We start from the raw sequence: 16,993 nt of genomic DNA, 5'->3' as shown, positions 1-16,993 counted from the left end.
TGATTCACCTTCTTGGCTGCTCAGCTTGTAATGCATTGTATATATTACTGGTTATTCTTGCTAGATCCTGATCGGTATTGTACGTACTTTTTGGTAACAAGCGAAAGCGCAGGATAAAGTAACCGATCAACTGGGTCACAAATAGGTAAAAAAGATTATCAAGGTCTGTGTTACCCTTTATTTCTGGGAAACGTTTAAAAAACTTTTGGATCCTGATAATAACTGGAAAGTTACTATGAACCAGCATTTTTTTGATTTGCTCTTTAACAGTATCGTCAGTTAATAAAACGTTGATCAAGATATTTACAAGTTCACTATTATCTACCATGAATTTGAAGCGATCACGAGTCACAAAACTTAAAACGGCAAAAAGTCCTTGATCTTGATGTTCTTTCAAGATTTCATCTAACAGTTGAACGGTAAAACGAGGAACAATATTTTTAAATAAAGGTTCGAGGATCTTTTCCAACAGTTTATGTTTACTGTGAAAATATTTAAAAAGTACTGCTTGACTGACACCAGCCCTTTTCGCGATTTCATTAGTGCTCGTTTTATCATAACCATTTTCGGAGAATAGTGTGATAGCAGCATCAAGGACTTTTATTTGACTGCTGGGCATATTTTGTGTTTTATACCATTTATTTAATGCTTGAGTTGCTGAGAAGTTCATTGAGATCATTCTTCCTTTCAAATGGATGATAAGCAAGTTAGTGAGTGACTACTTACTAATTTTGTTTATTATAGCATGAATGAAAAATTGTACAACCTTATAGTAAATTTAATATTTTCCAGAAACACTTTAAGCAAATGATAAATTATTAAAAACTGTACTGTCCCATTAGCTTTTAATTCACCGGACCACTGAAAAAGTGTTATCTTAGTAATTGGTGTCAGATAAAGAATGGACTAATAAATTTAATCAGAACGGAGCACATTAAAATGATTTTACAGCGCAGAAATTTTTTGAATTTAGGTGAGTTGCAGCGTCAGATGGAACAATCAGGTTTGAATGACAGACTTGATAATGTGCAACGGTTTAGTCAAATCTATTTGTTACGGCGCTTGGCTTTAAAAGAAGTCGGAACTAAGTTAGAAAATTTAGATGACGAATATTCGGCTTTACATTCTCATAATCCGATCCATCATATGGAAGAGCGTATGAAAAACCTGCAAGTTTGTTGGAAAAAATAGAACGTAAGGGTTATGGGATGACGATCGATTCTATTCAAGAAAATGTTTTTGATATTGCGGGTATCCGGGTGGTCACTAATTATATAGATGATATTCATCGTGTCGAAGATGCATTGGTCAATCAGGATGATATTACGGTAGTCAAACGAAAAGACTATATTACTAAGCCAAAATCCAATGGTTACCGGAGCCTGCATTTGGTGGTTTCTGTACCTGTTTTTTTGGCGGAGGGAGCACACAAACGGCGCCAGCTGAGATTCAGATCAGGACGATCGGGATGGATATGTGGGCCAGTCTTGAGCATAAGTTGCGTTACAAAAATCATATCGATCCCGATAAAGCGCAGAAATATGCCGGACAATTAAAAGATACTGCAAGACAACTCAATCAAATAGAAGCTTCGATGCAGGGGATCTACCAAGATCTGTTGTGAGAATTTTTAAATTATGAGATGAGAAAATGCTGGTTTTGCCACGGAGTGTGGCAGAGATCAGCATTTTTTAGCGCTTAATCACTAGTCAGTTTTTTCAAAGCAATAAAAAACCTGCATCATCACGGGAAATAGTACCGTTTTGTTGCAGATCATTTTGTTTTTATTTTAAAATACCAACAGTTTGCAAGATCAAGTAAATGTTTAATGCTACAAGGATCACTGTGGCGATCCAAGCCAACCATTTGACCCAAGTTTTGATTTTAAATTCACCCATAATTTTTTTACTGCTTGTAAATAATACTAACGGAATAATGGCAAATGGAAGTGCGATACTCAAGAAAACCTGTGAAGAGGTCAATAAACTTTCAATTTTAGCTTCATTGCCATGGTAATAAAAGGCGAACCATAATACGGGGGCAACTGAGATCAGACGGGTGATCAAACGCTGAGCCCATAAAGGCATGCGCAGATTGATGAAGCCTTCCATAATAATCTGACCTGACAAGGTTCCTGTAATAGTTGAACTTTGTCCTGAAGCTAAAAGAGCAACAGCAAATAACATACTTAACACAGGGCTAGCAATGCTTCCAACGATACTCGGATCGTTCAACGAATTGAACAGGTCAACGAAGCGCCCTAATTTACTATTAGTACCATAAAAAAGTGCTGCACCTAAGATCAACAGTAAACTATTAACAACAAAAGCAATTGTCAGCTGAATGTTGGAATCGATCGTACTGAACTTGATCGAACGGGTAACCGAGTCAGGATCAGAACGGTCGACTTCACGAGTTTGTGTGATCGATGATCCTAAGTAGAGATCATGGGGCATCACTGTCGCACCAACGATCCCAAGGGTGAGATAAAGCATCGACTTATTAGTGATGACCTCTTTAGTTGGTACATAGCCAGCCATGATCTCTGCAAAATGCGGCTCTGCTAGTAATACTTCATACAAGAATACGAACAAGATCACGGCGACTAATGTTGCAACGATAGCTTCAATCTTTCGAAAACCGAGTTTCATTAAAAACAATAACAGTAAAACATCAGCTGCTGTGATCACTATCCCGACGATCAAAGGAATCTTGAAGATCAATTTGAGGGCGATCGCGGAACCAATTATTTCTGCAATATCGGTGGCCATAATAGCTAATTCTGTGATGATCCATAAAATAAGGCCACCGGTTTTTGAAGTGTGTTCCCGTGTTAATTGAGCTAAATCTTTACCAGTAACGATCCCAAGCCTCGCTGACATAGCTTGCAACAACATAGCAATCAAACTGGAAATCAAAACAACGGTCAGAAGTGCATATTTGAACTGAGCACCACCAGCTATTGAGGTGATCCAATTACCTGGATCCATATAACCCACAGCGATCAAGATACCTGGACCGGTATAAGTTAGTAAAGTTCGCCAAAAGCCGGCATTTTTCGGAACTTTGATACTGCCATTAACTTCATCTAAACTCTTATTTTCTTCTGTGGTCTTACCTAAAAACTTATTATCCTTCTTTTCAATATCTTCTTGGACCATGAAAATCCCTCTTTTCTATTGGTTTAGAAATTCGGGCAACTTTTGAGTGATGGCTCATTAATTACCGTTTAAAGAATAGCAGTCTAGATTAGGCCTGTCAATCTTAATTTTTTGGAGAGCCAAACTTAAAATCTCAAAAACATCTTGTTGATACAAAAAAGCTCACACCATAGCAGCCATTTTGCTGACTTTATGATGCAAGCTTAATTAGTGAAAAATAAAAATGTTATTGCGCAGAATTTTTAATCAACAGTCTGTTACCAAATATTTACACGTTGCTCTTCAGGTAGATACATGCCATCACCAGGTTGAATATCAAAAGCAGCGTAGAAATCTATTAAGTTCTTTGGCTGGACGTTAGCCCGCAGTTCATTTGGTGAGTGGACATCAATACTTAAGAGTAGTTTTTCTCTTTCCAAAGATGATTTCATGCGCCAAATGCGCCCCCAATTGATAAAGAAAGCTTTAATATCTGCAGAATCTTCAGCCTTGGCTGCTTCCAAAGCACAGCTCAAACCGCCAGCATCTGCAATATTTTCTGAAACGACTAGTTTACCCTTAACTTTACCTGCCTTGGTCTCAAGCCCGTCAAATTGATCGATCTCGTCTTGAGCCAAAGCCTTGAAGTATTTCATGTCGTCAGCGGTCCACCAGTTATGCAAGTTGCCTAGTTCGTCAAACTGCGCGCCGTTATTATCGAAGGCATGCGAGATCTCATGTGCGATCACGGCACCGATCCCACCATAGTTTTCACTGGAGCTTTGTTCTAGTGAATAGAATGGAGCTTGCAAGATAGCGGCAGGAAAGACGATCACGTTAAACGATGGGTTGTAATAAGCATTGACCATGTGGGCTGGCATTTCCCAGCGAGTACGGTTGACCTCTTTGCCCCAACGACTGAAATGATCTTCTAAAATGATATGAGTGAAACGTGCATCGTTATCATATAGGTTTTCGTCTTCGTTGACAGTAAATTTTTTGTAGAGTGGATCTAATTCATCTGGATAACCGACTTGGATTCCTAAAGTGTTTAATTTAGTGACAGCTTTTTTCTTAGTATCTTCGCTTAGCCAGTCATTTTCTGACAAACGTTTCTGGTAGACAGCAACCATCTTTTCGACCATTTTATGCACATCATTTTTAGCAGTTTCTCCAAAATATTTATGAGCATAATAAAGCCCCACGACTTGATCGAATTGGCCAGTTGCAAAATAGTAAGCTGATTTCTTTTTGCTTTTTGGTTCTTTTGAACCAGACAAGGCACGACCATATTCTCCACCAATGATTCGTGCTTCATCACTCAGCAAACTTGAAGCACCGACGAGACGTTTGACAAAGATCCAACTTTTCATGTCGGTGAAAGTATCATCACTAACTAAATCGTCCAAAGCTTCATAAAATTTAGGCTCGCTGACGATCACCTGATCTGGTGTAGTCTTGATCAATTGTGTGGCATAACTGGTTAAATCAATGTTAGAACTTAATTTGACAAAATCTTCAAATGAATATTTATTGTAATCTTTGGCGTAATCTGCACGTTCGGTACTGTCTTTTTCATGTGGTGCTAAACTGCGGTCAAATTTTAAGGCACCAGCCAAGGTTTTCCGAGCAAATTTATCTGAATAACCGGCAAGTTTGAATAGTTTCAGGACCATTTGCGAATAAACCTGGAGCAAGGCTTCAGCCTGTTCGTTACCTTCCTCATAGTATGTTTTGTCTGGCAAGATCAGTGACGGCACTTCGGCGTTTAAAGCATAGTGCTGAGTATCTTTCATGTCTGGAGCTACATAAAGAGACACTGGAGCTGCATTGCCATCCATGGTAAGTTCATAAAGACTATCTTGCCAATCTTTAAGATCTTTGAGTTGGTCGATTTTATCAAGTGACTTTTTAATAGGTGTGAATCCTTGGGCATCACGTTTATCAAAGTCAGCGACGATGCGGTAGTACTTGATAAATTCTTGTAAGTATTTATCATCAGTGGTTTTGGAACCATCCAGAAATTTATCGAAGTCGCTCATTAAAGTTTCTTCGATATTGTCTGCCAAGTCAGCAAAACCGCCAGTAGTAGGTTTGTCGGCAGGAATCTTGGCTGTTTTTAACCATTCACCATTGACAGCTTGGTAAAGGTCATCTTTGAGTAAGTCAGTATTAATTGTATCGGACAAAATGTATACCTCCTATATTAAAAACAGAGCGGAGTGTGGCGTTTAGAAGGTGAGCACTAACAGACTTGCACGCTATAATGCGTTTTTCAGCATTGGAGTGTGCAAGTTAGTTAGGCACAACCTTCTGCCACACGAAGCTCGACTAAGAAAACAGAGCGGAGTGAACCGGTTAAAAGTCGAGCACTATCGGACTTTAACGATAAGTCGTGGTTTTTACGACTTGTTGTTAAAGTTGGATAGGCACAAACTTTTGGTTCACGGAGCTCGACTAAGAAAACAGGGCGGAGGCAAGCGGGAAGAAGCGAGTATATCGGGCTTCAACAAAATAGTGCGTTTTAGGCACTGTCTTGTTGAAGTTGGATAGACGGAACTTCTTGCTTGCCAGAGCTCGACTAAGAAAACAAAGCGGAACAAGCCGGGAGAACTCGAGAACCAAGGGACTCGGGCATTATGACAAGTGGTTTTCTGGTCATGATGTCGGAGTTGATTGGGCGGAAAGTTCTGGCTTGAGGAGCTCGACTAAAAAAACAGAGCGGAGTGAACCGGTTAAAACTTGAGCATCAAGGGACTCAGGCATTATGACAGTGTTTTTCTGGGCGTGATGTTCAAGCCCGATAAGCTTAGCACTTTGTAATTTTATCAGTTGAAACTATTTTAAACTATTAGACGGGCGATTTAAAGCGGTTGCTCTTAGCGAGCGAGGAAAATATTTGAAAAAAAGATTGAAACAAAATATTCTTTTTAAATCAGAAAAATTTTGCTTCAACCCTTTTTGTAGAGAAAGAAGAGCTAATTGGATAGAAGGCTAGCTTTTCTTTTATGTTAAATCTGCAATTGTCTGGTCACCGTAAAGGGCTACCCAGTCTTTTTTAAAATCTGTCACGGCTGTCGCGATCATAGGCGCATTTAATCCAGATGCAACAACATCTGTGCCGATCGTTACAGCCTGGGCGCCGTTTTTGATGGCGGCAGTTACTTGAGCTACGTTATGAAAACTGGCGGCCAAGATCTTAGTTTGGCTGACACTCATCGAAATTGCATGTGCTAACTCAGCAATAACTTGTGGAGCATCAATGTTCATGTTTAACATCCGGTTATAATAGGGTGCTAAATAATCGGCTCCTGCCGCGATGGCCAGTTCTCCTTGAAAGACTGTATAAATCGCGGTGGCGGTGATATGGACGCCCTCACGTTTTAAAATTTTCATTGCTTCAAGACCTTGTTCGTTAGTAGGGATCTTGATATAAACTTGCTGATCGATCTCTTTTAAAACGCGGTGGGCATCTGCTATGATCTCTTCTGCTGTTTCTCCAACTGCTTGAACATGCAATGTTTTATCCGGTCCGATTATTTCTCTAACTTTACGCAAATGTTCAAAAAAGTCGACTTTGCCTTCTTTTTTTATGATCGTCGGATTAGAAGTTACCCCACTTAAATTCAACATCTTGTTATATTTTCTGATTTCATCCAAATTAACCGTATCTACTAAAATTTCCATCTCGTTTTTACTCCTTTTTTAAATGCTTTGTTCTGTTCTTTCGATGATGTCGTCTTGCGTTTCTTTAGATAAGCCGACAAAGAATGCTGAATAACCGGCAACTCGAACGATCAGATCTCTATGTTTATCAGGATGTTTCTGAGCATCGACCAGTGTTTTTTTGTCTACCACATTATATTGAACATGATAGCCGTGCAAACGATTGAAGAACGTTCTTAACAGCATTACTAGTTTTTCGCAATTATCTGCACTTCTTAAAAGCTGAGGCGACATTTTCTGATTGAGTAAAACTCCACCAGTGATCGACTTGGTATTTAGCTTGGAAACACTCTTAAAGACGGCTGTAGGTCCATCTGTATCCATGGAGTGTGCCGGAGAACAGCCTTCAGATAATGGGGTGCGAGCGTACCTGCCATCTGGCGTGGCAAGAGTGCTATGTCCCTGACCCACATTAGCTGAAATCGAAGAAGTCCCAGCATAGCGTGTCCCGCCGATCGGTCCTCTGCCATAACGCGTGTTTTTGTATTTAGAAATTTCATCGATGTACGGCTGGTAAGCTGCGACGATCAGCTGATCGACATCATCATTATCGTTACCATATTTTGGTGCATCATTGAGCAACATTTGCCGGAGCTCTTCTTGGTTTGCCTCTTGAAAATTGTCTGTTAGAGCTTGCCATAATTCTTGTGGCGAGATCTTCTTTTCTTCAAAGACGAGCTTCTTGATCGCAGCTAATGAATCTGCCAAGTTAGCGATCCCGACCTGCAAGCCGCTGATAAAGTCGTAAACCGCGCCGCCTTCTTTGATCGTTTTGCCTCTGCCGATACAGTCTTCTGTCAGAACTGAACACAAAATATCCGGGTAGTTTTGTTCCAAAGCCAAATCACAAGTATTTTCGATTATGACACTTTGGCGGGTGATCTCACGTAAAGATTTGTCCCAAGCAGCAAATAATTCATCGTAAGAGGTCATCTCTGTGAAATAACCATAGTTAGGTAACAGTTGTTTGCCTGACTCGGGATCTTTTCCGCCGTTCATTACGATCAAAAGTGTCCGAGGAAAATTGATGAAACTCATGCCGGTGCAACGATAACCCCATTTTCCGGGGACTGCTGTTTCAACACAACCGATAGCACTGTAATTATAGGCATCTTCTTTCTTGATGCCCCGTGCGATAAATGATGGAATAATGATTTCATCGTTATTGAAGGCCGGCATCCCGAGACCTTCCTTGATGACTTCAACACATTGCCGCATAAAGTGGTCACTTAACCCGTGATGGTAGCGCACAGTGAGGTTGGGCTGCGGTAGATGGGCCTGCACGATGGCGTTTAAGATCAAATATGACATGCTGTTGACGGCGTCTTTGCCGTTTTTAGTCTGGCCGCCGATGGTGATATTTTGATAGAGTGGACTGCCTGCCGAAAACTCGGTGTGAGCCCATGACCGTACTTTATTGATCGTTAAAGTTTTCATGCACAAGTTAGTCAGTAATTCTGTTGCTTTTGCAGCGGCAATCTGGCCATTGCTCAGGTCTTTTTCATAAAATGGGTCTAAGTATTGATCCAAACGACCGTATGAAACAGAATGACCGTTAGATTCGATCTGTAAGACTAAATGGATCAGCCAAACTGATTGGATCGCTTCATAGAAGCTGTCAGCAGGCTGGTAGGGGATCTTACGCATAATACGAGCAATCTCTAATAATTCGTCGTGTCTTTGCGCGTTAGCTGCCTGCGCAGCTTCTTGTTCAGCTAGTTGGGCATATCTTTTAGCAAAATCCCGGACAGACTTGATCACGATCAGACCTGCTTGGTAGAAGTAAAGTTTCTTTTGTTGGTCGATGTCTGTTAGGTCAAGTTGGTCCATTTCTTCTTTGATCCTTTTTTCGTAGGAAACTAGGCCATATTTAATAACAGTTTCGTAATTGACCGCGATATGACCATCGCCAGAAGTAATGTTTCCGTCTGCGCCGATGATCCCTAAATCATAAAATAACTTACTTTTTTCAGGAAAGGCAGCGTATCCGCGGTCTTCCAGTGTATTATGCTGCCAAAATGGCGTGATTTTGCGTAATTGTTCTTTAGCATCGTCAGTAATGTAAAAAACATCGCCTGAGCGTTTTTCAAATGTGTCTAATTCGTCAATGACCCAGTTCATAGAGTATTCAGGGAAAACTGGCGCCCAGCGGTTATGCTGTGCTTGATTGCCAACAAGTAAAGTATCTTTTTCGATGAAGATCGTCATGTTATGCAAAATATGTTCAAGGACACGCGCCCGCAAAATGTCGACTTGCTGATCTTGATATTTTTGATAGGCTTCTGTTGTCAGAACAGCTCTTTCTGGGTCGACGTAAGGTTTTGCACTTAAAATTTCTTCACGATAGCGGTCCATTTTAGGAGTTAATTTTCCAAAATCTCCTAATGTGTTTGTAGGTGCAACTTTTGTCATTACCATAGATATAACCTCCTAATTTAAAACAGAGCGGAGCAAGCCGGGAAAACTCGAGCACCAAGGGACTCGGGCATTATGACAAGTGCCTTTCTTGTCGTGATGTCGGAGTTGATTGGGCGGAAAGTTTTGGCTTGCGAAGCTCGACTACAAATCCAGCCAAAAATGATTACACTAATTGTTTTATTTGTTTAAGAATTCACATAAATTTGCTGGTTTTACCAACCATTGATTTGCGCATCGATCCCAGCGTTTTGCAAGATCTTTTGATATTCTAATAAATCGTTTGTATGCAACTGTGCGACATCTTTTAATTCGTATTCTCGACCCAAGTCAGCATACTTTTTCAAGCCGAATTGATGGAAAGGAAGCAGCTCAACTTCTTTGACCCCCATCTTTTGAAATAACTCGCCAAAGTGTTTAGCATCATTATCTGTGTAGTTAAAACCAGGGATCACTGGGATCCGGATACAGTAGTCCTTGCCTGAATCAATGACAGTCTGCATGTTTTTTAAGATCATTTCGTTAGTCCCACCAGTCCCTTGACGATGTAGCAAAGGGCTCCATTGTTTACAGTCAAAATAAATCAAGTCCATATAGGGGTAAAATTCAGCAAAAACGGCTGGTGTGGCGTAACCTGTAGTTTCGCAAGCTAAATGTATTCCTTTTTCTTTAATAGCTTGTGCTAGTTTGATAGCAAATGGTGCCTGGAATAAAACTTCACCACCAGAAAAAGTTACTCCGCCGCCGGATTCTTCGTAGAAATCAAAATCTTGCATGATGACATCCATGATCTCAGGCACTGTTTTGTATTCACCGACCATGATCTTACAGCCTTTAGCTTCATCATACATTTCTTCTGGGTGCCGTAATTGCGACTCCGGATTAGCACACCAGGCACATTTTAACGGACAGCCTTTAAAGAAGACCACAGTGCGAATACCGGGACCGTCGTTTAAACTAAACTTTTGAATGTTAAAAAGTAAGCCTTTGTCAGCTGTTTTTGACCTTCGGGTTTGCCTTTGTCTTGTTGGCACTGAGCATACACCTCCATCTCATATTTTATACAAATGAATTATATCACATAATTACGAACGAAACACATAAATATTTCTTAGAAAAAAGAGATTGGCTATTCGATACCAAAAGTTGCTTTCACGCATTTTTAAACCTTTTTCGTAATAAAACGAATGTAAATAGATAATTAAATGTAAAAAATATAAGTGTAAACGTTTGACAAAAAATGAACATTGCCGTTATTATCAACGTGAAAGTGGTAACAATTAGAAATGGAGGCTTCAAGATGGTTAAAGAGTTTGAGAGTCCAGCTCATTATATTCAAGGAAATGGTGTATTTGATGAACCCAAAGAGTATCTAGCAAAACTTGGGTCAACCCCCGTTTTGCTGTGTGATAATACTGTTTGGAAAATTGTTGGTGAGAAGCTGAATGGAGTGCTGGAAAAAGAAGATTTTACAGTTACCCGTGTCGAATTTGTCGGTGAAGCTTCAGAAGAAGAAATTAGTCGGATAGTCGGGATCGCTAAAGAAAATAGAAATGATTTTATTATCGGCCTTGGCGGTGGTAAAACACTCGATACGGCTAAAAATGTTGCTCATCAATTAGGTCTTCCTGTGGCAATTTTACCCACTGTGGCTTCAACAGATGCCCCATGTTCTGCTTTGTCAGTTCTGTATACCCCAGAAGGTAACTTTAAAAAATATGCTTTCTATGATAAAAATCCCGACTTGGTTTTGATCGACACCAATGTTGTTGCTCATGCGCCAGTCAGAAATCTGATTGCCGGGATCGGGGATGCAATGGCAACTAATATTGAAGCTCAAGATGTTGCTCGCGGTTATAATCAATCAATGTTGGGCAACGATCCGACATTGGCTTCGTTGGCGATCGCGCAAACCTGTGCAGATAATTTATTTGCTCATGCGCATGCAGCTGTTGCAGCAGTTGAGGGTCAGACCGTAACTTCGTCTTTGGGAACAGTTGTCGAGGCGAACACTTTACTGAGTGGTCTTGGCTTTGAAAGTTCGGGGTTGGCTGCGGCGCACGCGATTTACGATGGTTTTACCGCTTTGTCTGGTGAAAGTGAAACATTGATGCATGGTGAAAAGGTGGCATATGGTTACTTGTGTGAATTGATGTTAGATAATGTTCCAACAGATGTTTTAGACAAATATATCAAGTTTAATAGGTCACTTGGATTACCAACAACATTAGCCGACCTTAAGTTAAGTGATGCTAGTTATGATGACCTTTTGAAAGTTGGAAAACAAGCCACCATTCCTTCTGAAACGATCCATCAAATGCCATTTGAAGTTTCAGCTGAAGATGTAGCGAATGTGATCGTTGCGGTTGATAAATATGTAACAGCTAATTTTGAATAAAAGTTATTTGTAATGAGCTAGTTTTTCTGGAAAGTAGGGGTGACTCTACTTTTTTTGTACTTAAAGATGATGTTAGGCTATTGAACTAATAGCAAATGCTTTTAGTTTTTGCATTTAACTACTAGAATGACCATGAGGGGAGATAGTGTTTTATGAAAAATGTTATAGTTTTAGGAGCTGCAGGAAACATAGCTAAGTTTGCCGAAGAGTATTTGGCACAACAAGGTGATGTAAAGTTAACACTTTATTTACGTCATCCAGACAAGTTGAAGACAGGGGAAGCTAAGCTTGGGACGATCGTTCAGGGTGATGTTTTGGATGAAACGACTTTAGTTTCCGCGTTGCAAGGACAAGATATCGTGTATGCCAATCTGGCCGGGACCGATATAAAACAGCAAGCTGAAACGATTATTAAAGCGATGGATAAAGTTGGTGTTAAACGTTTGATCTGGATTTCTTCAATTGGTATTTATGACGAAGTACCAGGTAAGTTTGGTGAGTGGAATAACAAGATGTTAGGTGAAACTTATCTGCCAACATACGCTGCAGCTGTTAAGGCAATCGAAGACAGTGACCTGGATTACACTGTTTTGCGCCCGGCATGGTTATCCAACAAGGATGAAGTTAGTTATGAATTGACCCAAAAGGGCAAGCCGTTCAAAGGGACAGAAGTTTCACGCAAGAGTATCGGTGAGTTAGTTGCAAAGTTAGTGGGTTCACCTGAAAAACACTTACATGAATCATTAGGTGTCAATAAACCGAATACTGCTGGTGATAAGCCTGCCTGGTATCAAAAGTAATTCATAGGACTATTTTTAATGAGTCGAGTAAAGGTTGAGCTGCTAATATTTAAATAAAATCCCGTATATTTCCATACCAGGAAACATGCGGGATTTTTACGCAGAGTTCTGAACATAAAGTTTCTGTACTTAAACTGTCCAGCCACCGTCGGCCTTAATTATGTCACCGTTTAAGAAACTCGATTCATCGGAACCTAAGAAAACAGCCAAAGCAGCGATTTGATGTGGGTCGCCTAATGGGCCTTCACCAGCCGCCTGCAAGGCCTGACCACCTAGGGGATCAACGTTAGTAATTGTACTTTGGATATTAGTGTTAACTCCACCAGGAGCAATAGCGTTTGCACGGACTTTACCAAACCGACCGTAAGTTGCAGCAATATTTTTGGTTAAACCGACTAAGCCATGTTTAGAAATAGTGTAAACTGCACCGCCGCGAGCGCCAAAAAGCCCGCCAACAGAAGCGTTATTTACTATCACACCGCCGTTTTTTTGTTTTTCCATAACGTTAATGGCGGACCGGGCTGCTTTGAATGGGCCCGTCAAATTTACAGCGATAACTTTGTCATATAGATCGTTTGAAACATTACCGACAGCAGTAAAATTGTCCATGATCCCGGCATTATTGGCTAAGATGTCCAGACTTCCATAAGTGTCTGTTGCTAATTTAATGACTGCATCGATGTCATTTTCATTTGCGATATTAGTTACACTGATTGTAGCTTGACCGCCAGCCTCTGTGATCTCTTGGTGAACTTCGTTTAAGGTGTCTTCGTTAATGTCGGCCAAGATGACCTTGGCGCCTTCTTTTGCATAGTCTTCTGCGATGGCTTTACCCATTCCTGAACCGGCCCCAGTTACAATTGCTACTTTATCTTTTAATCTATTTGGCATTAAATACATCTGCTGTAAATAAGTTTATTTATACAAAGTTATTGTACCAATGTAAGTAAGCGTTTGTAAGAGCAGCCTGTCATTTATTTTTATGCTTATATTACGTTAAATAGAATTTAAAAACTTTGTAGCTCCAAGGGAAAATTGCTTTAAAAAAAGAATGAAGTGAATTATACTTAAGTTGAAATTGTTCATCATTTCACAATAGACAAATTTTGCTTTATGTATTAAGTAAAATGTTGATTTGTTAAAAAATGGCTATAGCTATGAGAGGAGGAAGGATTCATGAATAATGCACTGTGTTTTTTGCGGTGGTTTTTTAATGATTTTTTGCAGGAATTTGTAAGTATTACTTTACGGATCCAAGTATTAAAAATGAATAGTACCTTAGATAGTTTAATTGATAAAAAACAGGCGCTAAAAGACATCAAACGATATCAACATTTACTTGAGCTCGCAAAGAAAAATGATCCATTAGTAAATCAAGCCTTATGTTGTGTTGGATTTGATAAAAGATTAGCTGATTTTGATGATTTGGATAAAAAATGGCTTCAAGAACTCTTGGAGTATGGTACTGTTTCATAACGGTCGACCGCTAAGAGAATTTCTGATTTAAATTATAGGATGAATTAGAGTCTAGGTCGACCAGAATTGTATTCTGTTAATTGGTTTTCAAGGTATTTTACGACGATCTCTTTTGAAGTATTTCCTAATGTGCTCATGAAATAACTTGGTGACCATATGTGCCCACCCCATAGTAATTGTTTAGTCTCTGGATATTGCTTAAACTACTGCCTAGCTGTTATTTCTTGGAACGACTTAACAATTGAGCCTGGTATGTTAGCATATGCTCCTCTTTACAGTAGATGTGGAAGTAATTCCTGTATCAAACTGTAAGGGGATTTTTTTCGCGTTTGGAAGATCGAACATTATTATTGTTTCGGAGTAGTGTCTCCAAGTGAAGGGCAATAATACAATAGAAATTAGATTTGACAGTTAAAAAATGAGCAAGTCTGTTAATATTGGTTACAATATCTATTTTTATTTAGTAACTAAAGGTTGAAAGTTAATTTTTAGTGCCTTTGCCTGTCAGCTCAAGCTATAAATGTCTTTAATTAGTCAACTGACCAGTTCGTCGCTGTGAAAGATTTCTTGCAGATCATTGGGTAAAGAATTGATAAATCGACTGCATAATCCCGTGATAAAAAAATCAGCGGTTTTTTCACAATGTTCTGCTAAAGCAAAAAGCAACTGTTTTACAGCTTGTAAAAGTGGGATGTCCGCGAGAAACTGATTGGCCGCATAGAAAATGCCGCCTAAGGTTTTCGGATCGTTCTCCTGTCGCTGGATCATAGCCAACAGATCGTAAGCTAAAAATGTCAGCGCCACATGGCCGCACAAGCCATCATAACTTTGCGTTTGGGTCTGGTCATACTGCAGGTATTGTTTTAAAGTCTTGAAACCACACTCGATCTGCCATCTCCGGGCATATAATTGAATGACCGCTTCCGGTGTCAGACTAAGTTTAGAAGTTGCCAAAGCAATGTAGTGTCCCTTGTCCGTGCGATTTTGGATAAAGACTATTTTTAAGCGCAGGTGGTCCTCGTTATCGGTCTCAACGACCGTACTGTAGAGATAGTTATCATGGATCCGATATTTTGAACCTTTAAAGCGTTGAAACAGCATTGGAACACTGTAACGGCGCCCGCGATATTTAAAATAAGTTTTTGAAGTGTTTTTTAACCGACCAACAGCAGCGAGACCTAATTCTTGAAATTGCTTGAAAGCTTTGGGATAGGCGTACCAACTGTCAAAGAGGACATAGCTGGCCTTGACCCCGGTTTTTAGAACTTGAGCTACTAATTCAACGGCGACTTCATTCATGTGCCGTTTAGCCTGAGCATAACGTTGGGCCGCTAAGGTCCGCTGATCAGTTGTTTGTGGTTCACGGCCGATCCGATTCTTAGCTTTGTCTGATGACATCAAAGCGAAATTCAGGGGCAGGAAAGTATTGCCGTCACTCCAACCGATCGTCAAGCCGCGAAAACCCTTGACATAGCGCGGCTGTCCTTGCGGTGCAGCATGATCATAAACATTCGCCAATAGTTCAGTCTTTTTTGAATGAGCTCGTTTGAATAAAGTGTCATCAATGATCAAGGCCGCTTTTCGGCGTAAGTCGATAAAAGGACTGAGTTCCGCGATCTGGTTCCGTCCGGCCAAGCTGACCAGCCGCTGCCAGTTGATATGGCGGTCATTTAAAAAGTTGCGGACCGTTTTCTTCGAAAAAGCAGTCGGAGTTGCGGATCGGTTCAAGGTCAAACGTTGGAACAAAGTCAGTAAGATCCAGCTGACAAGTTTGGTCAGTTTGATCCCACGGACACGATAGGCATTGGACTGACGTAATACCTGGGCGAAATCGATCACCTGCAAGAATTTGTGAAAACGTGCCATTAAAGTGGTTTTATTTTGAGTTGATTGTTGTATACTGGAAGTGGACATAAATTACTCTCCTTTATTAGTTTTTGACGACTCAATTATAGGACGCAGAGTAATTTGTGTCTATTTTATTAACAAAAACCCGTGATACAACAAGCAGCACAAGTATTCTTTAACTTTCAACCTTTAGTTAGTAAAAGTAGTTTCTAAGCCTAAATATGGAGGTACTTCATGTCTTTAATTTATTTACGTAAAGCAAATAGAGATCATTTAGAGCAAATTATGAATGTGGTTCATGATGCCCAAGAAAACTTAAACGCGGCAGGTATTGATCAATGGAAAAATGGTTATCCTGACAAATTTAACATTCTTTCTGATATCGATCAGAATTCACTTTATGAAATCATGTTTGAAAAGCAAATTGCTGGGATAATCACGATTCAAGACACTCCTGAACCAAATTATAAAACATTGTCAGGTGGCAAATGGTTGGGTAGTGATAACTACGCCACAATACATCGTCTAGCTATCGATTCATCTTTTTCACATCAAGGATTAGGGAAGATGGCACTGATCAGTGCACTATCTTTGATAAGGGAACAGCAAATAACATCTGTTAGGGTTGATACCCATCGGAAAAATCAGCGTGTCCAGCATCTAGTTACGCAATTGGGGTTTAAATACCGCGGAGTGATCCATATTGTTGATCCACATGGTGACCTGGATAATGATGCCTATGAATTGATTATGGAGTAGCGGATAAAGTTGTTGATTGGCCCGAAGTTGGTTAGATGTAGGTCCAAAAAATAGTTGATCGGATCTTAGATAGTAATAGTACCTGGTGTTTTATACATTTTGTTAACTGTAAATATGTCAAAAACATTATAGTCACTATTAAAACAACACTTGGTAATTATTCAACAAAATTCATTTGCCTATGGAGCATATTATTTCATAGCTTTATGAGGTCGTCTTGTCGTATAATGAAAATACGTGAACAAATTTATGTTAAATAAATGAGAATAAGGTTTGTTTTCATAGTCGAGTAGCAACAAGCAAGAAGTTCCGCTTGTTTTCACTCGGTTTTTAGTCGAGTTTCGCAAGCCTGGACTTTCCGCCTAACCAGCCCCACTATCATGGCGCAAAAACTGCACGCTATAATAGTAGGTCTCGTTAGTGCTCGAGTC

At 39.9% G+C, this 16,993-nt stretch carries 14 protein-coding genes and 2 pseudogenes; 7 read left to right on the top strand and 9 right to left on the bottom strand.

The window, feature by feature from the left end; genetic code table 11:
• Nucleotides 1-4 precede the first annotated feature (4 nt).
• Complete coding sequence (locus BQ5903_RS10955) at nucleotides 5-670, bottom strand: TetR/AcrR family transcriptional regulator (RefSeq protein WP_172823852.1); 666 nt, start codon at nucleotides 668-670, stop codon at nucleotides 5-7.
• 293 nt (nucleotides 671-963) lie between these two features.
• Between BQ5903_RS10955 and BQ5903_RS12535 the strand changes: the two genes are divergently transcribed.
• From BQ5903_RS12535 to BQ5903_RS12525, 3 genes and pseudogenes are all read left to right on the top strand, one after another.
• A complete protein-coding gene (locus BQ5903_RS12535) occupies nucleotides 964-1,191 on the top strand; it encodes a hypothetical protein (protein ID WP_331199998.1) in 228 nt (75 codons plus the stop codon).
• A gap of 17 nt (nucleotides 1,192-1,208) precedes the next feature.
• Nucleotides 1,209-1,337, top strand: a pseudogene (locus BQ5903_RS12530) (GTP pyrophosphokinase); the annotation flags it as partial.
• Nucleotides 1,338-1,468: 131 nt separating this feature from the next.
• Nucleotides 1,469-1,624 (top strand): hypothetical protein, encoded by a 156-nt coding sequence (locus BQ5903_RS12525; protein WP_331199997.1) that lies wholly within the window; start codon nucleotides 1,469-1,471, stop codon nucleotides 1,622-1,624.
• 160 nt (nucleotides 1,625-1,784) lie between these two features.
• Here BQ5903_RS12525 and BQ5903_RS10945 read toward each other — a convergent pair whose 3' ends face one another.
• From BQ5903_RS10945 to BQ5903_RS10925, 5 genes are all read right to left on the bottom strand, one after another.
• On the bottom strand, nucleotides 1,785-3,161 hold the full coding sequence (locus tag BQ5903_RS10945; protein WP_010497795.1) for an Nramp family divalent metal transporter: 1,377 nt from the start codon (nucleotides 3,159-3,161) through the stop codon (nucleotides 1,785-1,787).
• A 257-nt stretch (nucleotides 3,162-3,418) separates the two neighbouring features.
• Nucleotides 3,419-5,329, bottom strand: a complete 1,911-nt coding sequence (locus BQ5903_RS10940) for a M13 family metallopeptidase (RefSeq protein WP_079579540.1) — start codon at nucleotides 5,327-5,329, stop codon at nucleotides 3,419-3,421.
• A gap of 817 nt (nucleotides 5,330-6,146) precedes the next feature.
• Entirely contained in the window at nucleotides 6,147-6,827 is a 681-nt protein-coding gene (locus BQ5903_RS10935; protein WP_079579539.1) for a fructose-6-phosphate aldolase, read from the bottom strand.
• 18 nt (nucleotides 6,828-6,845) lie between these two features.
• Entirely contained in the window at nucleotides 6,846-9,284 is a 2,439-nt protein-coding gene (locus BQ5903_RS10930) for a glycyl radical protein (protein ID WP_079579538.1), read from the bottom strand.
• A gap of 212 nt (nucleotides 9,285-9,496) precedes the next feature.
• Nucleotides 9,497-10,315, bottom strand: a complete 819-nt coding sequence (locus BQ5903_RS10925) for a glycyl-radical enzyme activating protein (RefSeq protein WP_010497787.1) — start codon at nucleotides 10,313-10,315, stop codon at nucleotides 9,497-9,499.
• Nucleotides 10,316-10,581: 266 nt separating this feature from the next.
• Between BQ5903_RS10925 and BQ5903_RS10920 the strand changes: the two genes are divergently transcribed.
• Together BQ5903_RS10920 and BQ5903_RS10915 are read left to right on the top strand one after the other, a co-directional pair.
• Nucleotides 10,582-11,679 (top strand): glycerol dehydrogenase, encoded by a 1,098-nt coding sequence (locus BQ5903_RS10920; protein ID WP_079579537.1) that lies wholly within the window; start codon nucleotides 10,582-10,584, stop codon nucleotides 11,677-11,679.
• Between the two features lie 152 nt (nucleotides 11,680-11,831).
• Nucleotides 11,832-12,479 carry an SDR family oxidoreductase gene (locus BQ5903_RS10915; protein ID WP_010497783.1) on the top strand — a complete coding sequence of 216 codons (648 nt, stop codon included), beginning with the start codon at nucleotides 11,832-11,834 and terminating at the stop codon, nucleotides 12,477-12,479.
• Between the two features lie 129 nt (nucleotides 12,480-12,608).
• Here the strand turns inward: BQ5903_RS10915 and BQ5903_RS10910 are convergent, their stop codons facing one another.
• The gene (locus tag BQ5903_RS10910) at nucleotides 12,609-13,370 is read right to left on the bottom strand and encodes an SDR family oxidoreductase (RefSeq protein ID WP_056971708.1); all 762 of its coding nucleotides are present in this window, start codon (nucleotides 13,368-13,370) and stop codon (nucleotides 12,609-12,611) included.
• Between the two features lie 285 nt (nucleotides 13,371-13,655).
• On the opposite strand from BQ5903_RS10910, the gene BQ5903_RS10905 reads away from it, so the two are divergent.
• On the top strand, nucleotides 13,656-13,955 hold the full coding sequence (locus tag BQ5903_RS10905; RefSeq protein ID WP_010497779.1) for a hypothetical protein: 300 nt from the start codon (nucleotides 13,656-13,658) through the stop codon (nucleotides 13,953-13,955).
• 44 nt (nucleotides 13,956-13,999) lie between these two features.
• Here BQ5903_RS10905 and BQ5903_RS12330 read toward each other — a convergent pair.
• Nucleotides 14,000-14,155: pseudogene (locus BQ5903_RS12330) on the bottom strand (transposase); the annotation flags it as partial.
• Nucleotides 14,156-14,489: 334 nt separating this feature from the next.
• The gene (locus BQ5903_RS10895) at nucleotides 14,490-15,869 is read right to left on the bottom strand and encodes an IS4 family transposase (RefSeq protein ID WP_154022040.1); all 1,380 of its coding nucleotides are present in this window, start codon (nucleotides 15,867-15,869) and stop codon (nucleotides 14,490-14,492) included.
• Between the two features lie 168 nt (nucleotides 15,870-16,037).
• On the opposite strand from BQ5903_RS10895, the gene BQ5903_RS10890 reads away from it, so the two are divergent.
• Nucleotides 16,038-16,562: a GNAT family N-acetyltransferase gene (locus BQ5903_RS10890; RefSeq protein ID WP_010497777.1), complete on the top strand. Its 525-nt coding sequence runs from the start codon at nucleotides 16,038-16,040 to the stop codon at nucleotides 16,560-16,562.
• Nucleotides 16,563-16,993 lie beyond the last annotated feature (431 nt).

Origin of the sequence: Ligilactobacillus acidipiscis (assembly GCF_900116935.1) — a bacterium.
GTDB classification, from domain to species: Bacteria; Bacillota; Bacilli; order Lactobacillales; family Lactobacillaceae; genus Ligilactobacillus; species Ligilactobacillus acidipiscis.
The sequence above is the reverse complement of the archived record's forward strand: the minus strand, read 5'-3'. Positions and strand labels throughout refer to the sequence as shown.

What these genes read in the sequence shown, in the direction of transcription:
- BQ5903_RS10955 (WP_172823852.1), bottom strand. Translation starts at nt 670, where the DNA reads ATGAACTTCTCAGCAACTCAAGCATTAAATAAATGGTATAAAACACAA.
- BQ5903_RS12525 (WP_331199997.1), top strand. Translation starts at nt 1,469, where the DNA reads ATGGATATGTGGGCCAGTCTTGAGCATAAGTTGCGTTACAAAAATCAT.
- BQ5903_RS10945 (WP_010497795.1), bottom strand. Translation starts at nt 3,161, where the DNA reads ATGGTCCAAGAAGATATTGAAAAGAAGGATAATAAGTTTTTAGGTAAG.
- BQ5903_RS10935 (WP_079579539.1), bottom strand. Translation starts at nt 6,827, where the DNA reads ATGGAAATTTTAGTAGATACGGTTAATTTGGATGAAATCAGAAAATAT.
- BQ5903_RS10930 (WP_079579538.1), bottom strand. Translation starts at nt 9,284, where the DNA reads ATGGTAATGACAAAAGTTGCACCTACAAACACATTAGGAGATTTTGGA.
- BQ5903_RS10920 (WP_079579537.1), top strand. Translation starts at nt 10,582, where the DNA reads ATGGTTAAAGAGTTTGAGAGTCCAGCTCATTATATTCAAGGAAATGGT.
- BQ5903_RS10915 (WP_010497783.1), top strand. Translation starts at nt 11,832, where the DNA reads ATGAAAAATGTTATAGTTTTAGGAGCTGCAGGAAACATAGCTAAGTTT.
- BQ5903_RS10910 (WP_056971708.1), bottom strand. Translation starts at nt 13,370, where the DNA reads ATGCCAAATAGATTAAAAGATAAAGTAGCAATTGTAACTGGGGCCGGT.
- BQ5903_RS10905 (WP_010497779.1), top strand. Translation starts at nt 13,656, where the DNA reads ATGAATAATGCACTGTGTTTTTTGCGGTGGTTTTTTAATGATTTTTTG.
- BQ5903_RS10895 (WP_154022040.1), bottom strand. Translation starts at nt 15,869, where the DNA reads ATGTCCACTTCCAGTATACAACAATCAACTCAAAATAAAACCACTTTA.
- BQ5903_RS10890 (WP_010497777.1), top strand. Translation starts at nt 16,038, where the DNA reads ATGTCTTTAATTTATTTACGTAAAGCAAATAGAGATCATTTAGAGCAA.